This window comes from Nocardia speluncae NBRC 108251 (genome assembly GCF_001613245.1).
Lineage (GTDB): Bacteria > Actinomycetota > Actinomycetes > Mycobacteriales > Mycobacteriaceae > Nocardia > Nocardia speluncae.
Genome location: NZ_BDBZ01000007.1, coordinates 1 through 17,048, shown reverse-complemented (window position 1 = coordinate 17,048; position 17,048 = coordinate 1). Strand labels below are relative to the sequence as shown.

Sequence of the window (17,048 nt, the reverse complement as noted above, 5' to 3'; positions counted from 1 at the left end):
CGAGTGTCGAACGCGCCGGCCCCGCCTGACCACCTATCTTCACTGGAGTGACTACCGCTGAGCTGCCCCGGCTCCGGTCGGCCTCCGGCCGGTGGATCGTGCTGGCCACGGTTCTCGGTTCGTCGGTGGCGTCCCTCGACGCGACAGTCGTCAATATCGCCCTGCCCCGGATCGGCGAGGCATTGGACACCGATGTCGCCGGACTCCAATGGACGCTGAACGGCTACACCCTGACGCTGGCCTCGTTCATCCTGCTCGGCGGTTCGTTCGGCGACCGGTTCGGCCGGCGCAAGATGTTCGTGGCCGGCGCCGTGGGTTTCGCCCTGGCATCACTGCTGTGCGGCGCGGCGGTAAACATCGAAATGCTGGTGGCCGCCCGGGTGTTGCAGGGCGTCGCCGGCGCGATGCTCACCCCGGGCAGTCTCGCGCTGATCTCCGCGTCCATCGACGATCGCGACCGGGGCGCGGCCATCGGGCTGTGGTCGGGATTCGCCGGGGTGGCGGGCGCGCTCGGCCCCTTCCTCGGGGGCTGGCTGATCGATGTGGCGGGCTGGCGGTCGATCTTCTTCATCAATCTGCCGCTGGTACTGGTGGTGGTCCTGGTCTCGCTGCGGCATGTGCCGGAGAGTCGAGACCCGGATGCCGCGACCCGGCTCGACCTACCCGGCGCACTGGTGATCGCGGCCGCGCTCGGCGCGCTGACCCTCGGGCTGATCGATACCGTCCCGCTGCTGGTGGGCGCGGGCGGGCTGCTGCTGGCAGCATTCGTCCTGATCGAGATGCGCAGCGACCACCCGCTCGTCCCGCCCTCGTTGTTCGCCTCGCGTGTCTTCACCGCGGCCAACCTTGTCACGCTCGCGGTCTATGCCGCGCTCGGCGGGGTGTTCTTCCTGCTGGTACTCCAGTTGCAACTGGTGGCGGGATACTCACCGCTGCTGTCGGGTGCCGCCACCGTTCCGGTAACCCTGCTGATGCTGCTGCTTTCGGCCCCGGCCGGCCGGTGGGCCCAGCGGCACGGCCCCCGCCTGCCCATGACACTCGGGCCGCTCATCGCGGCGGCCGGATTGGTGTTACTGCTGCGGATCGGACCGGATGCGGGCTACATGGTGGATGTACTGCCCGGAGTGGTCGTATTCGGCCTCGGCCTCTCGGTGCTGGTCGCACCGCTCACCGGGGCCGTACTCGGGGCGGTACCGACGACCGAAGCGGGTATCGCCTCCGGTGTGAACAATGCGGTCGCCCGGACGGCGCAACTGCTCGCCGTGGCGGCCTTGCCCGGTCTGGCCGGTATCTCGGGTTCGCTGGAGGATCCCGCGGCCTTCGATTCGGGTTTCACAGTCGCGATGTGGATCTGCGCCGGGTTGCTGCTCACCGGGGCGCTTCTGGCCGCGCTACTGCTGCGCCCGCCCCGGCGTGCCCCCTCCCTGGACTCGGTCGACTGCCTGCCGCAGTGCGCGATCAGCGGCCCCGCGCTCGCGCCGCAGCACGCCCCGGACTGACCGGGTGGCCCGGCGTGGTGCCGGGTCGCGCCCCGGCACCACGTCATCGTCGGATTGCCCGGATCAGGCCACGGCTCCACTGGTTTTCAACTCGATGATGCGGTCCCAGTCCCAGCCGAGTTCGAGCAGGACCTCCTCGGTCTGGGCGGCGAATTCCGGACCGGGCCGCAGTTCCGGGGCGGTGACATCGAACTGCACCGGACTCGAGACCAGCTCCAATTCCCCTGCGGGAAGAATGTATTCATTGGAACGGATCTGGTGGTCGTCGGCGACCTGACGGGAATCCTGGACAGGGGCCCACGGCCCTTTGAGGGTCGCGAATTCGGTGGTCCATTCCGCGAGGGTCCGCTGGGCGATCGCCTCGCGCAGGATCTCCACCCCGGCATCGGTGTTCGCCGCGATCTGCGCGGCATCGGCGAAACGGGGATCCCCGGCCATGTCGGGGCGGTCGATATGGTGGCAGACATCTGCCCAGAACTTGCCGGGTTGCAGCATGACGAACGACAGATAGCGGTCGTCGGCCGTCTTGTACAGGCCCGACAGCGGATTCGACATCGCACCGTGTGTTCCGGGCGGCGGGGCGATCATCGGCTCACCCTGATAAGCCGACAGCGCCACGGTGTGGCCGAGCGACCACAGACCACTGCCCAGCAGCGAGACGTCCACGATCGACGGTTCCCCGGTTCGTTCCCGCTTCAACAGTGCCGCGGCGATACCGCCGGCCAGGTTGGTACCGGAGATGGTGTCGCCGAAGGCGGGACCGGGCGGCGAGATCATCCCGTCGGTGCCTTCCGGGGTGATGGTGGCGGCCACGCCGCCCCGGCACCAGAAAGCCGTCATATCGTAGCCGCCGCGATCGGACTCGACACCGCGCGGACCCAGCGCACTCCCCCGGGCATACACGATCTCCGGGTTCACGGCCCGGATATTGTCGACGTCGATCCCGAACTTGGTGCGCGCCGACGGCAGGAAACTGGTGAGAAAGACATCCGCTTTCCGTGCCAGCTCATAGATCACTTCCCGGCCGCCCTCGACCGACATATCGATGCCGATACTGCGCTTGCCGCGGTTGGCGTGCTCGATATTCGGATTCGGGTCGCCCTCGACCTTGAACTTGCCGATCTGCCGCAACCCGCGCTGCGGATCGCCGGTCACCGCGTGCTCGACCTTGATCACGTTCGCACCCCAGTCGGCGAGTACCGCCCCCGCCGACGGTACGAAGCCGTACATGGCGACCTCGAGGACCGTGATCCCCTCCAGCGGCTTACTCACGCTGCCTCTCCTCTCGGCATGAGCGAGGGCCCTGCGTGGTCACGCTCCGCTACTGCCTCCGGGCCCGACCCGCTCATGCCAGCACCTCGGCGATCGTCTTACGCTCCATGAACTCCTCCATCCCGACGACGCCCATTTCGCGGCCGACACCGGACTGCTTGTATCCGCCGAACGGCGCGTCGGGGTGGAAGTAGTTGCCGCCGTTGATGCTGAAGGTTCCGGTGCGGATCCGCCGCGCCACCGCCCGAGCGCGTTCGGCGTCGGCGCCGAAGACACCGCCGGACAGGCCGTAGATCGAGTTGTTGGCGATCGCCACGGCGTGGTCGATATCGTCGTACGGGATCAGTACCAGCACCGGGCCGAACACTTCTTCCTGCGCGATCTCGCTGTCGGGATCCACGTTCGCCAGCAGCGTCGGCTTGTAGAAATAGCCGGGATCGACCTTCTCGCCGCCCGCCACCAGGGTGGCACCGGCCGCGACCGCACGCTCCACCAGACCGTGCACCTTGTCACGCTGGCGTTCGCTGATCAGCGGGCCCATATAGTTCTTCGGGTCGGCGGGATCACCGTAGGTGATGTTCGCGAGGTTCGCGGCGACCAGTTCGGCGACCTTGTCGTGGTCGGCACGCGGCACCAGCAGCCGGGTGGTGATGGCGCAGCCCTGGCCGGCGTGCGAGCAGATACTGAACGCGGCGAACATGGCGCCCAGGTTGTAGTCGGCGTCGTCGAGCAGGATCGCCGCGGATTTGCCGCCGAGCTCGAGGAATACCTTTTTCAGGGTTTCACTGGCGGCGGCCATGATCTTGCGACCGACCGGGGTGGAACCGGTGAAGGAGACGACGTCCACATCTGGGTGCGTGGTCATCCGCTCACCGACGGCTACTTCGGAACTGGTGAGGATGTTCACCACACCGGCCGGTATATCGGTGTGCTGCGCAATGAGTTCGCCGAGTGCAAGGGTGATCAGCGGCGTATCGGGCGCACCCTTCAGTACGACGGTGCAGCCCGCGGCCAGCGACGGCGCGAGTTTCGCGAACGCCAACTGGTAGGGGTAGTTGTAGGCGGCGATGGCCGCGACGACCCCGGCGCCTTCCTTCTCTACCCACCGTTGATGCTGTGCGCCGCGGATCTCGACCGGCCCGAGGTCCTCGGTCCAGGTGTAGTCCCGCAGCAGCCCGGCGTAGTACTTCACGATCTCGAACGGTGTTTCGAGCTGGTTGCCTTTGGTGAGGATGTAGCTCGCGCCGACCTCGGCGATCATCAGGGCGCGCAACTCTTCCACATTGTCCAGCAGCGCCTGATAGAGCTGTTCCAGGCAGCGCGCGCGGAATTCGTGATTCGTCGACCAATCGGTGGTGTCGAACGCGCGGCGGGCGGCGGCGACAGCGGCGTCGACCTCGGCCACACCGGCTTCGGGCGCGTGGCCGACCACGTCACCGTTCGCGGGATTGAGCGAGGCCAGGGTGCGCCCGGTCTCGATCAGCTGCCCGTCGATGAGCAGCCGCTGGGTGGCAGTCACCGCCTCTTCCTGCGTTGACATCCCGCCTCCTCGAAGTTTGTGGAAATAGCATTCTCGTTTCAGGAGAATAGTACATTTGACAGCGGGCTCGCGCGGTCGATTCGATGAGCGGGAACTTTCCAGCCCACAGCAGACCAGGGGTCGGACTGCACGGATCGAACGGATCTTGCGTAGCCGATCTTCACGAGAGTACGGTTCTCTTATTCGGAATGCATATTCTTGCGCCGGCGGGCGCGAGAGAGGAAAGGCCAGCTTGACTTCCGCCCGGCCCTAAAGGGCCGGGATTCCCATCGGGCTCACGCCCGATAGTTCCTGCTTCGTAGCCGACAACCGAAGGGAGGACCCTTGCAGATTTACGCCAGCTCCACAGGCATCACCAGGGCTTTCCCTGGCTACGGCAAGACCTGCCGCAAGGATGTTCTTCGCGGCGTTGTGGTCCCGGTCATGCCGGGTGCCGCAGTCGGGACACCTCCAGTGCCGCACCGACAGCTTCAAGCTCGACAGCAGGTGTCCGCACGCGGAGCACGTCTTGCTGGACGGGTACCAGCGGTCGATGACCACGACCCGCTTACCCGCGCGTTCGGCCTTGTACTCCAGTTGACGCCGGGCCGCGTCCAGCACCGTGCGATTGAGTCCGGCTTTGGCGCGCACGTTGCGGCCCGGCTTGTCGATCGTTCCCTTCACGCTGCGGCTCATGCCTGCAACGTTGAGGTCTTCGATCGCGATCACATCGTTCTCGCGAATCAAGCGCGTCGATGTTCGGTGCAGGAAGTCAAAGCGCGCGTTGCGTATCTTTCGATGCGTTCCGGCAACCTTGTTCCTGGCCTTGCGGCGGTTCGCGGAACCCTTCTGCTTACGCGCCATCTGCCGCTGGTAACGCGCGAGGTTGCGCGCCTTGCGGTCCAAATTCTTCGGGTTGGCGATCTTCTCGCCTGTGGACAGGGCCGCGAAGTCCTTCACTCCGAGATCAACGCCGACCGTACTGCCGGTTTCCGTTGCGTGGTCGGAGTCGCCGGCGTCGACAGCGAACGTCACATACCAACGCCCGTCCGACTCCCGCGACACAACAACCATCGTCGGATTCAGATCCGCCAAGACATCGACGTCCCAAGACCATACGAACTCCAGCGGCTTCGAGTGCTTGGCCAGCGTCAGCTTGCCGTTACGAAGACGGAACGCAGATCGCGTGTAGTGCGCAGACTGACGTCCATTGCGGGACTTGAAACGCGGGTACTTCGCGCGTCCAGCGAAGAAGCTCGCGTACGCGGTGTGCTGATGCCGCAGTGTCTGCTGCAACGGCACCGACGACACCTCGGACAAAAACGCCAAGTCCTCGGTCTTCTTCCACACAGTCAGGGCGGCGTCGGTCTCCCGGTAGGCAGTCTTCGTGCCGTGCGCGTGGTAAGCGCGGTGCCGTGCGTCGAGGGTCTTGTTCCAGACCAGGCGCACGCAGCCGAACGTACGGCTCAACTGGGCCGCTTGCTCGGTATCCGGATAAACCCGGACTTTGTACGCCTTCCGCACAGCGGAATTCCTAACACACAGCACCGACACACATACAGAAAGACGGGTTGGCATGACAACCACTGACCACGTCGCCACCGAGGTTGACGCGTTTCCTCCCCGCCGTGAAGGGCCGGACCTCCACGCTACGGAGGCCCGGTGAAAACCGCAGTTGTCACCGGCGGCGCCTCGGGCATCGGACTGGCCATCGCGCAGCGGCTCCGCAGCGACGGCTTCCATGTGGCGGCCCTGGACCGCAATGCCTCCGCCGGCGACGATTCCGCCTACCGGGCCGATGTCACCGACCCCGACAGCCTGGCCGCAGCACTCGGCACCATCCGCGAGAAACTGGGTCCGGTCACCGTTCTGGTGAATGCCGCCGGCGTAGACGGATTCAAACGCTTCCAGAACATCGATTTCGCCGAATGGAAGCGGGTCATCGAGGTCAACCTGCACGGCGTCTTCCATACGATCCAAGCGGTCCTGCCGGATATGGTCGAGGCCGGATGGGGGCGAATCGTGAACATCTCGTCCTCCAGCGCGCAGTCGGGACAGCCGTTCATGTCGCACTATGTCTCGTCGAAATCCGCGGTCAACGGGCTCACCAAATCGCTGGCGCTGGAACTCGGCCCGTCCGGGATCACCGTCAACGCGGTCCCGCCGGGGTTCATCGATACCCCGATGCTGCGCCGCTCCGAGGAGCGCCGGCTACTCGGCGGCACCGTCGAGGACCATATTCAGCGCACACCCGTGCGGCGGGTCGGTACACCCGAGGATATCGCCGCCACCTGCGCTTTCCTGATCTCCGAAGAGGCCGGTTACATCACCGGCCAGATCATCGGCGTCAACGGCGGACGCAACACCTGAATCAGCCCCAGGTATCCGCCGGCCGCACTCGAAGGGAAGTGACAACCGTGAAGGTCCATGTCGACCAGCAACGCTGCCAGGGCCATACCCTCTGCTCGATGATCGCGCCCAAAGCGTTCGAACTCAGCGAAATCGACGGCCACTCGTCACCGGTGGACGAGAACGTAGCCCACGATCAAGAAGATCACGTGCGCGAGGCGGTGCACTCCTGCCCCGAGCGCGCCATCACGCTCACCGAGTAGACCGAGCAAGACGAGGGGGCACCCGATGTCCGCCACCGAATCCACCGGCAGTCACCGTCCTCAGTTCCATTACGACCGCTACGAACCCGGCTACCGGGAGTCGTTCCAGACGATCACCGAGCATATGCACCGGCACTGCCCGGTCGCCTGGACCGACAACCACGACGGTTACTGGGTGGCGGCGGGCAACCGGGAAGTCTTCGAACTCGCCCGCTGCCCTCACGTCTCCAACGACCGCGATGTGGAGGGGGTGCGGCGCGGATATCGAGGCATCACGATCCCCTCCACCAACCAAGCCGCCATCCGCAACGGCATCCTGGAGATGGACGATCCCGAGCATCGCGAACTGCGTTCGGTGCTCAACCCGTACCTCTCCCCCGCCGCCGTACAGCGATGGATCCCGTTCGTCGACGAACTCGTGCGGGCCGCACTCGACGAGAAGATCCGCAGCGGGCGCATCGATTTCGTCGACGACCTCGCCAATATCGTGCCCGCGGTGCTGACGCTGGCGATGCTGGGCATCCCGCTGCGCAACTGGGCGGTCTACAGCGAGCCCGCACACGCCACGGTCTACACCCCACCGGACTCCCCGGAGTACGAGCGGGTGCACCGATTGCACCAGGAAATGGGCCTGGACATGTACACCAATCTGGTCGAGATCCGGGAGCACCCGCGGCCCGGTCTCGTCCACGCGCTGGCCACCGAGGCGACACTCGGCGGCAAACCGCTCCCCGATATCGAGATCCTGGGCATGCTCGGGCTCCTGATCGGTGGCGGTTTCGACACCACCACCGCGCTCACCGCGCATTCGCTGGAATGGTTGTCCGAACATCGCGCCGAACGCGAAACCCTCAGCCGGGAACGCGACGACCTGCTCGATTCGGCAACCGAGGAGTTCCTGCGGTACTTCACTCCCGCCCCGGGAGACGGCCGGACATTCACCACCGATATCGAACTGGCCGGTGCCCGGTTCGCCGAAGGGGAACGGCTGTGGCTGTCCTGGGCGATGGCCAACCGCGACCCGGCGGTGTTCGAACAACCCGATGCCGTCGTCCTGGACCGGAAGGGCAATCGGCACTTCAGTTTCGGACTCGGCATCCACCGGTGTATCGGATCCAATGTGGCCCGCGCGGTGTACAAGCGGATGCTGCTGGCGGTGCTGGACCGGATACCCGATTTCCGCTGCATCCCGGAGGAAACCGTGCACTACGAAACGGTCGCGGTCATTCAGGGCATGCGCCATCTTCCGGCCACGTTCACTCCGGGTGAGCCGCTCGGCCCGGGTCTGGCCGAAACGCTGGAGAAGTTGCAGACGGCATGCGACGAACAGCGACTCGCCGAACCCGTCACCGTCCGGAAGGACGCCGCGCAGATCTAGCACCGGGGCACCACAACGGATCCCCGTGACCGCGGCGGGTGGCAGCCGGCCGCCCGCCGCGGTCACGGAACAACGAGGAGATCACCGGCCGGAAGTGCCGCGCACCGGTGATACGAGGAGGCGATATGGCATCGACGAACGAGGACGATCCGGCACCGCGTTCGGGGCGGCCGCTCCCGCTGCTGTCCCTGGACACCGAATTCTTCTGGACCTCCGGCGCCGACGGGCAACTGCGGATCCAGGAGTGCCGCGCGTGCTCGGCACTGATCCATCCGCCCCAGCCGATCTGCCGGTACTGCCGGGGTCGCGAACTCGCCCCGCGCGTGGTCTCGGGTACGGCGACACTTGCTTCCTTCACGGTCAACCACCGGTTCGCGCTGCCGGGCCTGCCACCTCCGTACGTGGTGGCGACGGTGGCGCTGTCCGACGACCCCCGGGTCCGGCTCACCACCAATATCGTCGAATGCGATCCGGACCGACTCCACCTCGGTATGCGAGTCGAAGTGATGTTCCAGCACGACGGCGATGTATGGCTACCGCTGTTCCGTCCCACCACTCGACAGCCGGAACCGGCGCCACTACCGGTCGACGAGATCGCACCGGCCGAATTCGGTCAGCGGGTGACACCGATGCTGCGTCGCGACAAGTTCGAGGACAGTGTCGTTCTCACCGGAATCGGGATGTCGGATATCGGGCGGCGGTTGATGCGGCCACCCCTCGAGCTCACCGTGGACGCCTGCGAACGCGCGGTGGCCGACGCCGGACTGACCCTCGACGATATCGACGGCCTGTCCTCGTATCCGGGTGGCGGCAACCTGGGCGGTTTCGGGGAGGGCGGGGTCACCGCACTGGAATCGGCGCTCGGCATCCGGCCCACCTGGCACAACGGCGGGATCGAGACCTTCGGGCCCGGCGGATCGGTGATCGCGGCCATGCTCGCCGTACACGCCGGGTTGGCCACCCATGTGCTGTGCTACCGCACGGTGTGGGAGGCCACCTTCAACGAGATGATGAAACGTGGTGCCCTCCCCGTATCCGGCGGTGGCCGCACCGCCAGTTGGATGCATCCGTTCGGATCCACCTCCGCCGCGCATACGCTGGCGCAGAAGGCACAACGGCATTTCCACGAATACGGCACCACCCGCGAGACATTGGGCTGGGTCGCAGTGAACCAGCGTGCGAACGCCGCACTGAATCCGAGCGCGGTCTACCGCGATCCGATGACCATGGACGACTATCTCGACGCCCGCCCGATCACCACGCCGTTCGGTCTCTACGACTGTGATGTGCCGTGTGACGGCGCGGTCGCGGTGATCGTCTCGGCGCGCGACGCCGCGGCGGACCTGCCGGTGCCCGGGATCGAGGTGGAGGCCGTGGGCACCCAGATCATCGAGCGGATCGAATGGGATCAGAGCACACTCACCCACGAACCGCAGGTACTCGGCCCGGCCGCGCACCTGTGGACCCGCACCGATCTGCGGCCCGACGATGTCGATGTGGCCGAACTGTACGACGGGTTCACCATCAACTGCGTGTCCTGGATCGAGGCGTTGGGTTTCTGCAAAATCGGCGAAGCCAAGGATTTCCTGGACGGCGGGAAGAACATCGCCCGCGACGGGGTCCTGCCGCTGAACACCCACGGCGGGCAGCTGTCACACGGCCGCACCCATGGGATGGGGCTGCTGCACGAGGCGATCGTGCAGCTGCGCGGGACGGCCGGGGAACGCCAGGTCCGGGATGCGCGGGTCGCGGTGGTTTCCAGCGGGGGGCTGACCCCGGGCGGCGCCATGCTGCTGCGGAGCGCGTCCTGAGCCGATGACACTGACCGATTCGGATCTCGTACCGACCGAGCCCACCGGTCCGCTGCCGGTGGCCGCGGAAGTCCGGGAGGTCCACGGAATTCCGGTGTCCGGCCTGCTGGCCGAAGCAAGCACACCGCGCGCGGTGGTGGTCGCGGTGCACGGAGGCGCGGTCGACTCCCGGTATTTCGACTGCCCCGGACATCCGGAGTTCTCGCTGTTGCGCACCGGACAGCGACTCGGATACACCATGCTCGCGCTGGACCGGCCCGGTTTCCGGAGCTCCGGCCCCTACGCAGACAGGCTCACGGATCCGCGCCGGCGGGTAGATCTGATGTATGGCGCGATCGACACCCTGCTCGACGGATTGCCGCGTGGCGCGGGAGTTTTCCTGCTAGCCCATTCGGCGGGTTGCGAGTTGGCGGTCCGGATGGCCGCGGCCGGGCGTGGCGCCGACCTGCTGGGTCTGGAACTGGCCGGGACCGGGCGGCAGCACCAGCCGGTGGCCCACGAACTGCTCTGGGGCACACGACGGGAACCCGGCAAACGGCCACCGGGAGTGGGCAAACTGATCTGGAGTCCCGCGCGGCTCTATCCTGCGGACGTTCTCGGCGGGAGTAACGTCGCGGCCCGTGGATCGGCCCTCGAAGTGAAGGCCCTCAACGAGTGGGCCGCCCGGGAATTCCTCGGGCTCGCGCCGCATATCCGCATCCCGGTGCGCTACACCCTCGGCGAACACGAACGCGTATGGCGTAATGATCCGGCGGAGATGACGGCGGTGGGGTCCCTGTTCACCGCCGCCGGCCGGGTAGTGGTGAACCGGCAGCCGAATACCGGGCACAACATCAGCCTCGGTCGCACGGCACCGGCCTACCATCTGTCTGTGCTCTCGTTCGCCGAAGAATGTGCCGTTGCCCGGCAGACCGGCGAATTCTCCGGGCCCACCCTGCAGTTCGACGGCGGCGCCGCGGCGCCGGAAAGGTAACTCATGGACGTCACCGATATCGCATTGTTGCTGCTACGGCTGGTCGTGGGGGCGACCATGATCGCGCACGGGGTCAACCACTGGATCGGGGGCGGCAAGATCGCCGGCACCGCGCGCTGGTTCAGCAGCCTCGGGCTGCGCAACGGTGTCCTGCAAGCGTGGCTGAGCGTGATCACCGAGATCGGGGCGGGTGTGCTGCTGATCCTCGGACTGCTCACCCCGCTGGCCGCCGCGGCGGTGATCTCGGTGATGCTGGTGGCCGCCCTGCTGGCGCACCGGAAGAACGGGTTCTTCGTGATGCGCGACGGCTACGAATACGTGCTGGTGCTCGGTGTGGTCTGCGTGGTCATGGGCATTCTGGGTCCGGGGTGGCTGTCGGTGGATCATGCCGCCGGTATCGAGATCACCGGCTGGGCCGGTGGACTGATCGCGCTCCTCGTGGGCGTACTCGGGACCGCCGCGCTGCTGGCCGTGTTCTGGCGGCCGAACGCCGGACAACCGGATTCGGCGAGCGCCGATTCCTGAGCGCGCGAAGGGAGAATCGTATGCGCGTCGGATTCATCGGATTGGGTAGTCAGGGTGGGCCGATGGCCCGCCGGATCGTCGAGGGCGGCTATCCGACCACCCTGTGGGCGCGCCGCGCCGTATCGGTCGAACCGTATGCCGATACCGCGGCGGAGATCGCCGAGAGTCCGGCCGCGCTGGCCGCCGGCAGCGATCTGGTGTGCCTGTGCGTCGTCGGTGACGCGGACGTTCGCGACGTTCTGGAACGCGAGGACGGTATTTTCGCCGGATTCGCCGCCTCGGCAGCCGGACGCACCGACCGGCCCGTGATCGCGATCCACAGCACCGTCCATCCCGATACCTGCCGCGATCTCGCCGACAAGGCTGCCGAACACGGTGTTTCCTTGATAGACGCGCCGGTGAGCGGTGGCGCACCGGCGGTCGAGGCGGGACGGTTGCTGGTGATGGCCGGTGGGGACGCCGAAACCCTGCAACGCTGCCTGCCGGTGTTCGCCACCTACGCGAATCCGGTGGTCCACCTCGGCGATGTCGGGGCCGGCCAGACCACCAAACTGCTGAACAACCTGCTCTTCACCGCGCATATGGCCACCGCCGTGAGCACCCTGGAACTCGGCGAACAGCTCGGGGTGAGCCCGCAGCGGCTCGGCGAGGTGATCGGCAACGGCAGCGGGAACAGTTTCGCGCTGGGCCGGATCCTGGCCGGCGGCGGATCGCTGGAGCAGATCGCGACCCATGCCGGGGACCTGCTGCGCAAGGACGTCCGGCTGATCAGCCAACTCGCCGAGGCCGCCGGTATCACGCCCGGCGCGGTGCTCGATACCGCCGACGCGACACTGGACCTCATGGGAAAACCTCGCTGAACCAGCACGACCGCCTGCGAGGCGGGGGCCCCGAAGCTGCTCGGCCGCCGGGAAATTCCGGCGCCCACGATCGAAGGAGAACCGCGTGCGTATCGGATTCGTCGGCGCCGGCCGGATGGGCGTCCCCATGATCCGGCGCCTCGTGACCGCTGGGCACAGTGTCCGCGCGGTGGGCCGCAACCCCGCCGGCCGCGAGGCCATCAGCGCCGCCGGCGCGACCACCGTCGGCTCGGCCGCCGAGGCAGGTGAGAACGCGGAGGCGGTGGTGATCTGTGTTTTCACCGACGACCAGGTGCGCGAGGTCTGCCTCGGCAGCGGTCTGCTCGACACCATGCCGCACGATTCGGTACTCATCCTGCACACCACCGGCAGCCCCGATACCGCGACCGCGATCGCCGCGACCGGTCGCCGGGTGGTCGACGCGCCGGTCAGCGGAGGTCCGCACAATATCGCCGACGGTGCGATCACCGTCTTCCTCGGTGGCGATACGGAAGCGGTCGAACGCGCCCGCCCCGTGCTGTCGGCCTACGCCGATCCGGTGCTGCCGGTCGGCGCACTCGGCAACGGCCAACGGGTCAAGCTGGTGAACAACGCGCTGTTCGCCGCCCAGATCGGGTTGGTCACCGAAGCCGTCCGGCTGGCCGGGCAACTGGGTCTCGCCGAATCGGAAGTGCTTGCGGCGCTCCCCCACGCGAGTAGTTCGAGCCGCGCGGTCCTCAGTGTCGCGGCCAAGGGGTCGGTCGCGGCCTTTTCCGAATCGGTCGCCGACTTCCTCCGCAAAGATGTCGCGGTCGCCCGCGACCTCGCCGACCGCCTCGGCAGCGACCTCGGCCTTCTCGATCCCGCAATCCGCGCCGCCGTCGGGCCGGCCTGACCGGCGCGCCTCGGCGCGATCCTGCGCGACACACTCTGGCACCACCCGCGAACCGTTCCGACCTGCGCGGCCACGCCCAGGTCGAGAGGTAGCAGGTTCTGGTGGGCGAGGTAGTTCTTGGCGAGGTGGAAGTCGAAGGTGTCGATGATCGTGTGTTCGATCAGGGGCGCCAGGCGCGCGGGTGCGGGCAAATCTGAGTGGTTCGGTCTCACCCGCACCCGGATGGCGAAGTCCGTTGAGGCGGAAAGTAAACGAAGAAACAACGAACTGCACGGGGGCCATCCCAGCGGCAGGCGATCGATGGCCCGGCTACGCGTGCCCCGCCCGCTGATTCTCCTGGCCGAAAGAACAGGCATCCACCTCCACGCTCGGCCGTCGACGCACATTCCGTTGCTGCCGGGTCGTCACGCGCCGGACTCGGGTACGGTCGCGGTTCGGTGCGCTGCGGGTCGGTTCCGCTTCCGCGCGCGGCGCAGGCCATGCCAGCGCCCAGACCAGCACCGCCAGAGGCAGCCCTACCGCCACCACGTATCCCAGAGTGATCATTGCCCGGCCCATGTCATCGACCACCGGGCAAACGACAACCGAGGCAGGACCGTTTCCACATCGGCAACGTCCATAACCCTGTTCAACTCCAGCGGGCCCAGATGATCCGGGCCGGGCACGACCACCGCGTCCACGTCGGCGGCACGTACTTGATCGAACAGCGGGAGCACCGACGACAGGTCGTGCCACATCACCGAATAGCCGAGATGACGCGCCAAACGGTAAACCTGTGCCCGGTCCCACTCCACACACCTACTGACATCCGGATCTACATACCCGAAAGCGGTCGGCCGATATCGCATCGAATATCCCCTGCCTGTCCCCTGCTGCCGCTGGCTGCCACCGCCGCCGAGGACTCGAGGTCCAACCCGGCGGCGGTGACGTAGACGAATCCTTCACGCGACGAACCGGACGCACAGGTAGGCGCGAACCACTCTGCGAGGTAGGGGGATTCCCCCTACCTCGAGACGCTGGTCAGACCGCACCAGAGACCCCTATCCTGGGAATTACCTCTTCGCGGAGGACATCCCATCAGCCGAGGGGGTATCCGCGAAGCGGCCCCATCCCGCGAAGAAGGCAGGCCGCTATGCCGACCTCTGACGAACTCGCCACACGCGCGATAGGCGAGCGCATCCAGAACATCCGCACCCGCACCGGCCGCACCCGCGCAGTTGTCGCCGGTCTCGTCGGTCGCTCCGAAGATTGGCTGCGCGATGTGGAAAAAGGCCGCCTACAGCATCCACCGGCACTCGATATGCTGCTGCGCATCGGTCAGGCACTCGGCGTCCGGGATCTCACCGAGATCACCGGCGACCACGAGCTGCTGGTCGGTGTCTCCCGCCGCGCCGGACATCCCGTCGTACCCGCCATCCGCGCGGCGATAGAAGGTGTCGACCTCACCCCCGCGCCGTCACCGGTCGACACGGTCGGACTTGCTGCACGGGTTCAGCGCGCGTGGCGGCTATGGCACACTTCGGCTACGCCCCGCGCCGACGCGGGCGCAATGCTGCCCGGACTGATCCGCGATGGCCGCCGCGCAGTACGCACACTCGACGGATCGGAACGCCGCGCCGCCGCAGCAGCGCTATCAGGTGCCTACGCACTGTCCGAACAAGTCCTTGCCTGGGTCGCCGACGCACCACTGTTGTGGCTCGCCGCCGACCGATGCATGTCGGCCGCCGAGATCGCCGACGACCCGGTAACCCTCGCCTCGGCATCCTGGGTACTCGGCAACGTCTGGCGCTCCACCGGCCGCGAGGCCGATGCCTACCGCCTCATGTCCGACGCCATTGCTCTGCTCGGACCACACCTGGACGGCAACCGAGACGCACAAGCACTCTGGGGCGCCTGCCAACTCCACGGCGCCATCACCGCCGCACGCATCGGCCGCGAAGGCGACGCACTGCACAGTATCGACCAGGCGATGGGCATAGCACGCGCACTGCCCCCCGGATCAGCACACCCCTGGACACTGTTCGGCGTCGCGAATACCGAAATCAGCGCCGTATCGGTACAGGTCGACCTACGCAAGTCCGGCAGCGCACTGGACACGGCAAGCGCCGTCGATCCCGATACAGTGCCGTCGATCGACCGCCGCGCCCGACTCTGGCTCGAACTGTCCCGCGCCTACGCCCAACAACGAGACTGGCTCGGTACACTCGGCGCACTACGCACAGGCACGGCCGTCAGCCAAGAGTCGATGAAATGCCACCCACTAGCCCGCTCACTGGCGGCGGAACTGGTCACACACAGCGGCCGGCTCAATGAGCGCGAATCGCGGCGCCTCGCCGCACAACTGGACGTCACCGCCTGACCCCGCCACCCGCAACGAGCTGCCCTGATCGCTGACCGGCCTGTTCTGGACCGATACCGTGTCCCGCAAAGGCCGCGCCTCACCTCGGAGGGGACACCCACGGGGGCGGCGTTGTGAGCAAGCTCTGCTTGACCGGCACCATATCGGCATGATCATCCAAGGCCGTGATCGTGACTCCCACCAAGTCGGCTTCATCGCCCTTGGACGCGACCGAGCGGGCAACCCGTCCAGCGGTCCGTTGACTGGCCTCCCCTCTCCCCACATCGGAGTGGATCCTTCATGCCCGAGACAGCACTACGAGGAGAAGCCACGCTGTACCAGCCCTCGGAGGCATCGAGCCGTGGCCTTCCGGGAGAATCCGTTCGGGCGAAAAGTAAACGAGGAAACAAACGAACCGTACGGAGGCCATTCCAGTGGACAGCAACGACCAGTTCGGGTTCGCACTCGACTTCGACGACAAAACCCAGGCTTGGCTGGACTGGGTCGCGCCCGAGCACATGCAAGCCCGCATCCAGCAATTCCTTACCTCGACCGTACCGGAGATGCCCGCGGACACCGAATGGTGGAAACGCCCGCACTCGACCCGGATCATGGACGCCGCGATACCGCTGTTCGGTGACTGGTCGGCGTTCATCACACCAGGCAACCGCGACCTCGCTGACGGCTACATCCGGTTCCAGGGCGAATGCTACGTCCGCCGAGCCGGATACGGGTGGATGAACATCCCGGAATGGGGCCCACCCCTCTACACGGAGTTCGGCCCGTCCGTGCGGTATCGCGACGACCAGATCTCCGACATCTCGATGGTGTCGATCGCCAAGCATCTGTTCCGAGACGACAGCGGCCCCGAGATCATCGAGTACAGCATCGCCGAGGCCGCCCTCCGCGCACGGGGTGCCCGCACGACCGACTGATATACGAGACGAAGCGTCCGACACTACTTTTCGCCTGACATCTTCAGCGTGCAACGGGGGTGGGTACAGCCGTGCCCGACGAATACGACGCCATCCGAAAGCGACTGACCCGATACGAACGGGGCCTGTACTTCGAAGTTCCCGGGGGCCAGCTCATGCCGTTGCAGCGCGGCGATACGGAATGTGAACCAAGACCAATTGCCACATCGAGCGTCGATCCAGTGATACTTGGGGGCACGCCACGCCCACAACCCGACACCTCGGACACTCACCGGTTGGCGACCAGTCCGTTGAAGGGAACCTCCCGCATCGGGCTGCTCCGCGAGCACCTTGTCGTCGCCGCTCGATCAGCGGGAAACTTTCCATAGCTTAACGCTCTTATCTAGGCTGCCAGAGGCGAGAAGACTGCCATCAGGACTGAACGCTACCGAGTAGACGCAGCCGGTGTGGCC

The 17,048-nt window shown here is 66.6% G+C and carries 17 protein-coding genes; 11 read left to right on the top strand and 6 right to left on the bottom strand.

What is annotated here, in order from left to right:
• Nucleotides 1-47: 47 nt before the first annotated feature.
• Nucleotides 48-1,499: an MFS transporter gene (locus NS6_RS09555; protein ID WP_068039743.1), complete on the top strand. Its 1,452-nt coding sequence runs from the start codon at nucleotides 48-50 to the stop codon at nucleotides 1,497-1,499.
• A gap of 63 nt (nucleotides 1,500-1,562) precedes the next feature.
• Here NS6_RS09555 and NS6_RS09550 read toward each other — a convergent pair whose 3' ends face one another.
• The 3 genes from NS6_RS09550 to NS6_RS09540 form a co-directional block, all read right to left on the bottom strand.
• Nucleotides 1,563-2,771 carry a CaiB/BaiF CoA transferase family protein gene (locus NS6_RS09550; RefSeq protein WP_084470893.1) on the bottom strand — a complete coding sequence of 403 codons (1,209 nt, stop codon included), beginning with the start codon at nucleotides 2,769-2,771 and terminating at the stop codon, nucleotides 1,563-1,565.
• 73 nt (nucleotides 2,772-2,844) lie between these two features.
• Nucleotides 2,845-4,311: an aldehyde dehydrogenase family protein gene (locus tag NS6_RS09545; RefSeq protein WP_068039740.1), complete on the bottom strand. Its 1,467-nt coding sequence runs from the start codon at nucleotides 4,309-4,311 to the stop codon at nucleotides 2,845-2,847.
• Nucleotides 4,312-4,560: 249 nt separating this feature from the next.
• Nucleotides 4,561-5,814, bottom strand: coding sequence for an RNA-guided endonuclease InsQ/TnpB family protein (locus NS6_RS09540; RefSeq protein WP_068039737.1), 1,254 nt, complete (start codon nucleotides 5,812-5,814; stop codon nucleotides 4,561-4,563).
• A 138-nt stretch (nucleotides 5,815-5,952) separates the two neighbouring features.
• Between NS6_RS09540 and NS6_RS09535 the strand changes: the two genes are divergently transcribed.
• The 8 genes from NS6_RS09535 to NS6_RS09500 all read left to right on the top strand — a co-directional run bounded on the left by NS6_RS09535 (nucleotide 5,953) and on the right by NS6_RS09500 (nucleotide 13,323).
• A complete protein-coding gene (locus NS6_RS09535; protein ID WP_068039735.1) occupies nucleotides 5,953-6,660 on the top strand; it encodes an SDR family NAD(P)-dependent oxidoreductase in 708 nt (235 codons plus the stop codon).
• 47 nt (nucleotides 6,661-6,707) lie between these two features.
• A complete protein-coding gene (locus tag NS6_RS09530) occupies nucleotides 6,708-6,902 on the top strand; it encodes a ferredoxin (protein ID WP_068039732.1) in 195 nt (64 codons plus the stop codon).
• Between the two features lie 25 nt (nucleotides 6,903-6,927).
• A complete protein-coding gene (locus NS6_RS09525; protein ID WP_068039728.1) occupies nucleotides 6,928-8,280 on the top strand; it encodes a cytochrome P450 in 1,353 nt (450 codons plus the stop codon).
• A gap of 125 nt (nucleotides 8,281-8,405) precedes the next feature.
• The gene (locus tag NS6_RS09520) at nucleotides 8,406-10,091 is read left to right on the top strand and encodes a thiolase C-terminal domain-containing protein (RefSeq protein ID WP_068040518.1); all 1,686 of its coding nucleotides are present in this window, start codon (nucleotides 8,406-8,408) and stop codon (nucleotides 10,089-10,091) included.
• Between the two features lie 4 nt (nucleotides 10,092-10,095).
• Nucleotides 10,096-11,064: an alpha/beta hydrolase gene (locus NS6_RS09515; RefSeq protein WP_068039724.1), complete on the top strand. Its 969-nt coding sequence runs from the start codon at nucleotides 10,096-10,098 to the stop codon at nucleotides 11,062-11,064.
• A 3-nt stretch (nucleotides 11,065-11,067) separates the two neighbouring features.
• Nucleotides 11,068-11,589 carry a DoxX family protein gene (locus tag NS6_RS09510; protein WP_062975415.1) on the top strand — a complete coding sequence of 174 codons (522 nt, stop codon included), beginning with the start codon at nucleotides 11,068-11,070 and terminating at the stop codon, nucleotides 11,587-11,589.
• Between the two features lie 20 nt (nucleotides 11,590-11,609).
• On the top strand, nucleotides 11,610-12,449 hold the full coding sequence (locus NS6_RS09505) for an NAD(P)-dependent oxidoreductase (RefSeq protein WP_068039721.1): 840 nt from the start codon (nucleotides 11,610-11,612) through the stop codon (nucleotides 12,447-12,449).
• 85 nt (nucleotides 12,450-12,534) lie between these two features.
• Nucleotides 12,535-13,323 carry an NAD(P)-dependent oxidoreductase gene (locus NS6_RS09500; protein WP_084470892.1) on the top strand — a complete coding sequence of 263 codons (789 nt, stop codon included), beginning with the start codon at nucleotides 12,535-12,537 and terminating at the stop codon, nucleotides 13,321-13,323.
• A 309-nt stretch (nucleotides 13,324-13,632) separates the two neighbouring features.
• On the opposite strand, the gene NS6_RS35165 is transcribed toward NS6_RS09500, so the two are convergent.
• Together NS6_RS35165 and NS6_RS09490 are read right to left on the bottom strand one after the other, a co-directional pair.
• Nucleotides 13,633-13,869, bottom strand: a complete 237-nt coding sequence (locus NS6_RS35165; protein WP_068039718.1) for a hypothetical protein — start codon at nucleotides 13,867-13,869, stop codon at nucleotides 13,633-13,635.
• Complete coding sequence (locus NS6_RS09490) at nucleotides 13,866-14,171, bottom strand: hypothetical protein (RefSeq protein WP_068039715.1); 306 nt, start codon at nucleotides 14,169-14,171, stop codon at nucleotides 13,866-13,868. The genes NS6_RS35165 and NS6_RS09490 overlap by 4 nt, the downstream gene beginning before the upstream one ends.
• Before the next feature lie 284 nt (nucleotides 14,172-14,455).
• Between NS6_RS09490 and NS6_RS09485 the strand changes: the two genes are divergently transcribed.
• Both NS6_RS09485 and NS6_RS09480 read left to right on the top strand, forming a co-directional pair.
• Nucleotides 14,456-15,682, top strand: coding sequence for a helix-turn-helix domain-containing protein (locus NS6_RS09485; RefSeq protein WP_068039712.1), 1,227 nt, complete (start codon nucleotides 14,456-14,458; stop codon nucleotides 15,680-15,682).
• Nucleotides 15,683-16,095: 413 nt separating this feature from the next.
• Nucleotides 16,096-16,596 (top strand): hypothetical protein, encoded by a 501-nt coding sequence (locus NS6_RS09480; RefSeq protein WP_068039710.1) that lies wholly within the window; start codon nucleotides 16,096-16,098, stop codon nucleotides 16,594-16,596.
• A gap of 347 nt (nucleotides 16,597-16,943) precedes the next feature.
• On the opposite strand, the gene NS6_RS33790 is transcribed toward NS6_RS09480, so the two are convergent.
• The coding region (locus tag NS6_RS33790; protein ID WP_157112680.1) for a WD40 repeat domain-containing protein at nucleotides 16,944-17,048 on the bottom strand (105 nt) is incomplete at its 5' end.

Excerpts from the sequence above, each read along its gene's own strand:
- NS6_RS09485 (WP_068039712.1), top strand. The coding sequence starts at position 14,456 with ATGCCGACCTCTGACGAACTCGCCACACGCGCGATAGGCGAGCGCATC.
- NS6_RS09510 (WP_062975415.1), top strand. The coding sequence starts at position 11,068 with ATGGACGTCACCGATATCGCATTGTTGCTGCTACGGCTGGTCGTGGGG.
- NS6_RS09505 (WP_068039721.1), top strand. The coding sequence starts at position 11,610 with ATGCGCGTCGGATTCATCGGATTGGGTAGTCAGGGTGGGCCGATGGCC.
- NS6_RS09545 (WP_068039740.1), bottom strand. The coding sequence starts at position 4,311 with ATGTCAACGCAGGAAGAGGCGGTGACTGCCACCCAGCGGCTGCTCATC.
- NS6_RS09520 (WP_068040518.1), top strand. The coding sequence starts at position 8,406 with ATGGCATCGACGAACGAGGACGATCCGGCACCGCGTTCGGGGCGGCCG.
- NS6_RS09515 (WP_068039724.1), top strand. The coding sequence starts at position 10,096 with ATGACACTGACCGATTCGGATCTCGTACCGACCGAGCCCACCGGTCCG.
- NS6_RS09525 (WP_068039728.1), top strand. The coding sequence starts at position 6,928 with ATGTCCGCCACCGAATCCACCGGCAGTCACCGTCCTCAGTTCCATTAC.
- NS6_RS35165 (WP_068039718.1), bottom strand. The coding sequence starts at position 13,869 with ATGATCACTCTGGGATACGTGGTGGCGGTAGGGCTGCCTCTGGCGGTG.
- NS6_RS09490 (WP_068039715.1), bottom strand. The coding sequence starts at position 14,171 with ATGCGATATCGGCCGACCGCTTTCGGGTATGTAGATCCGGATGTCAGT.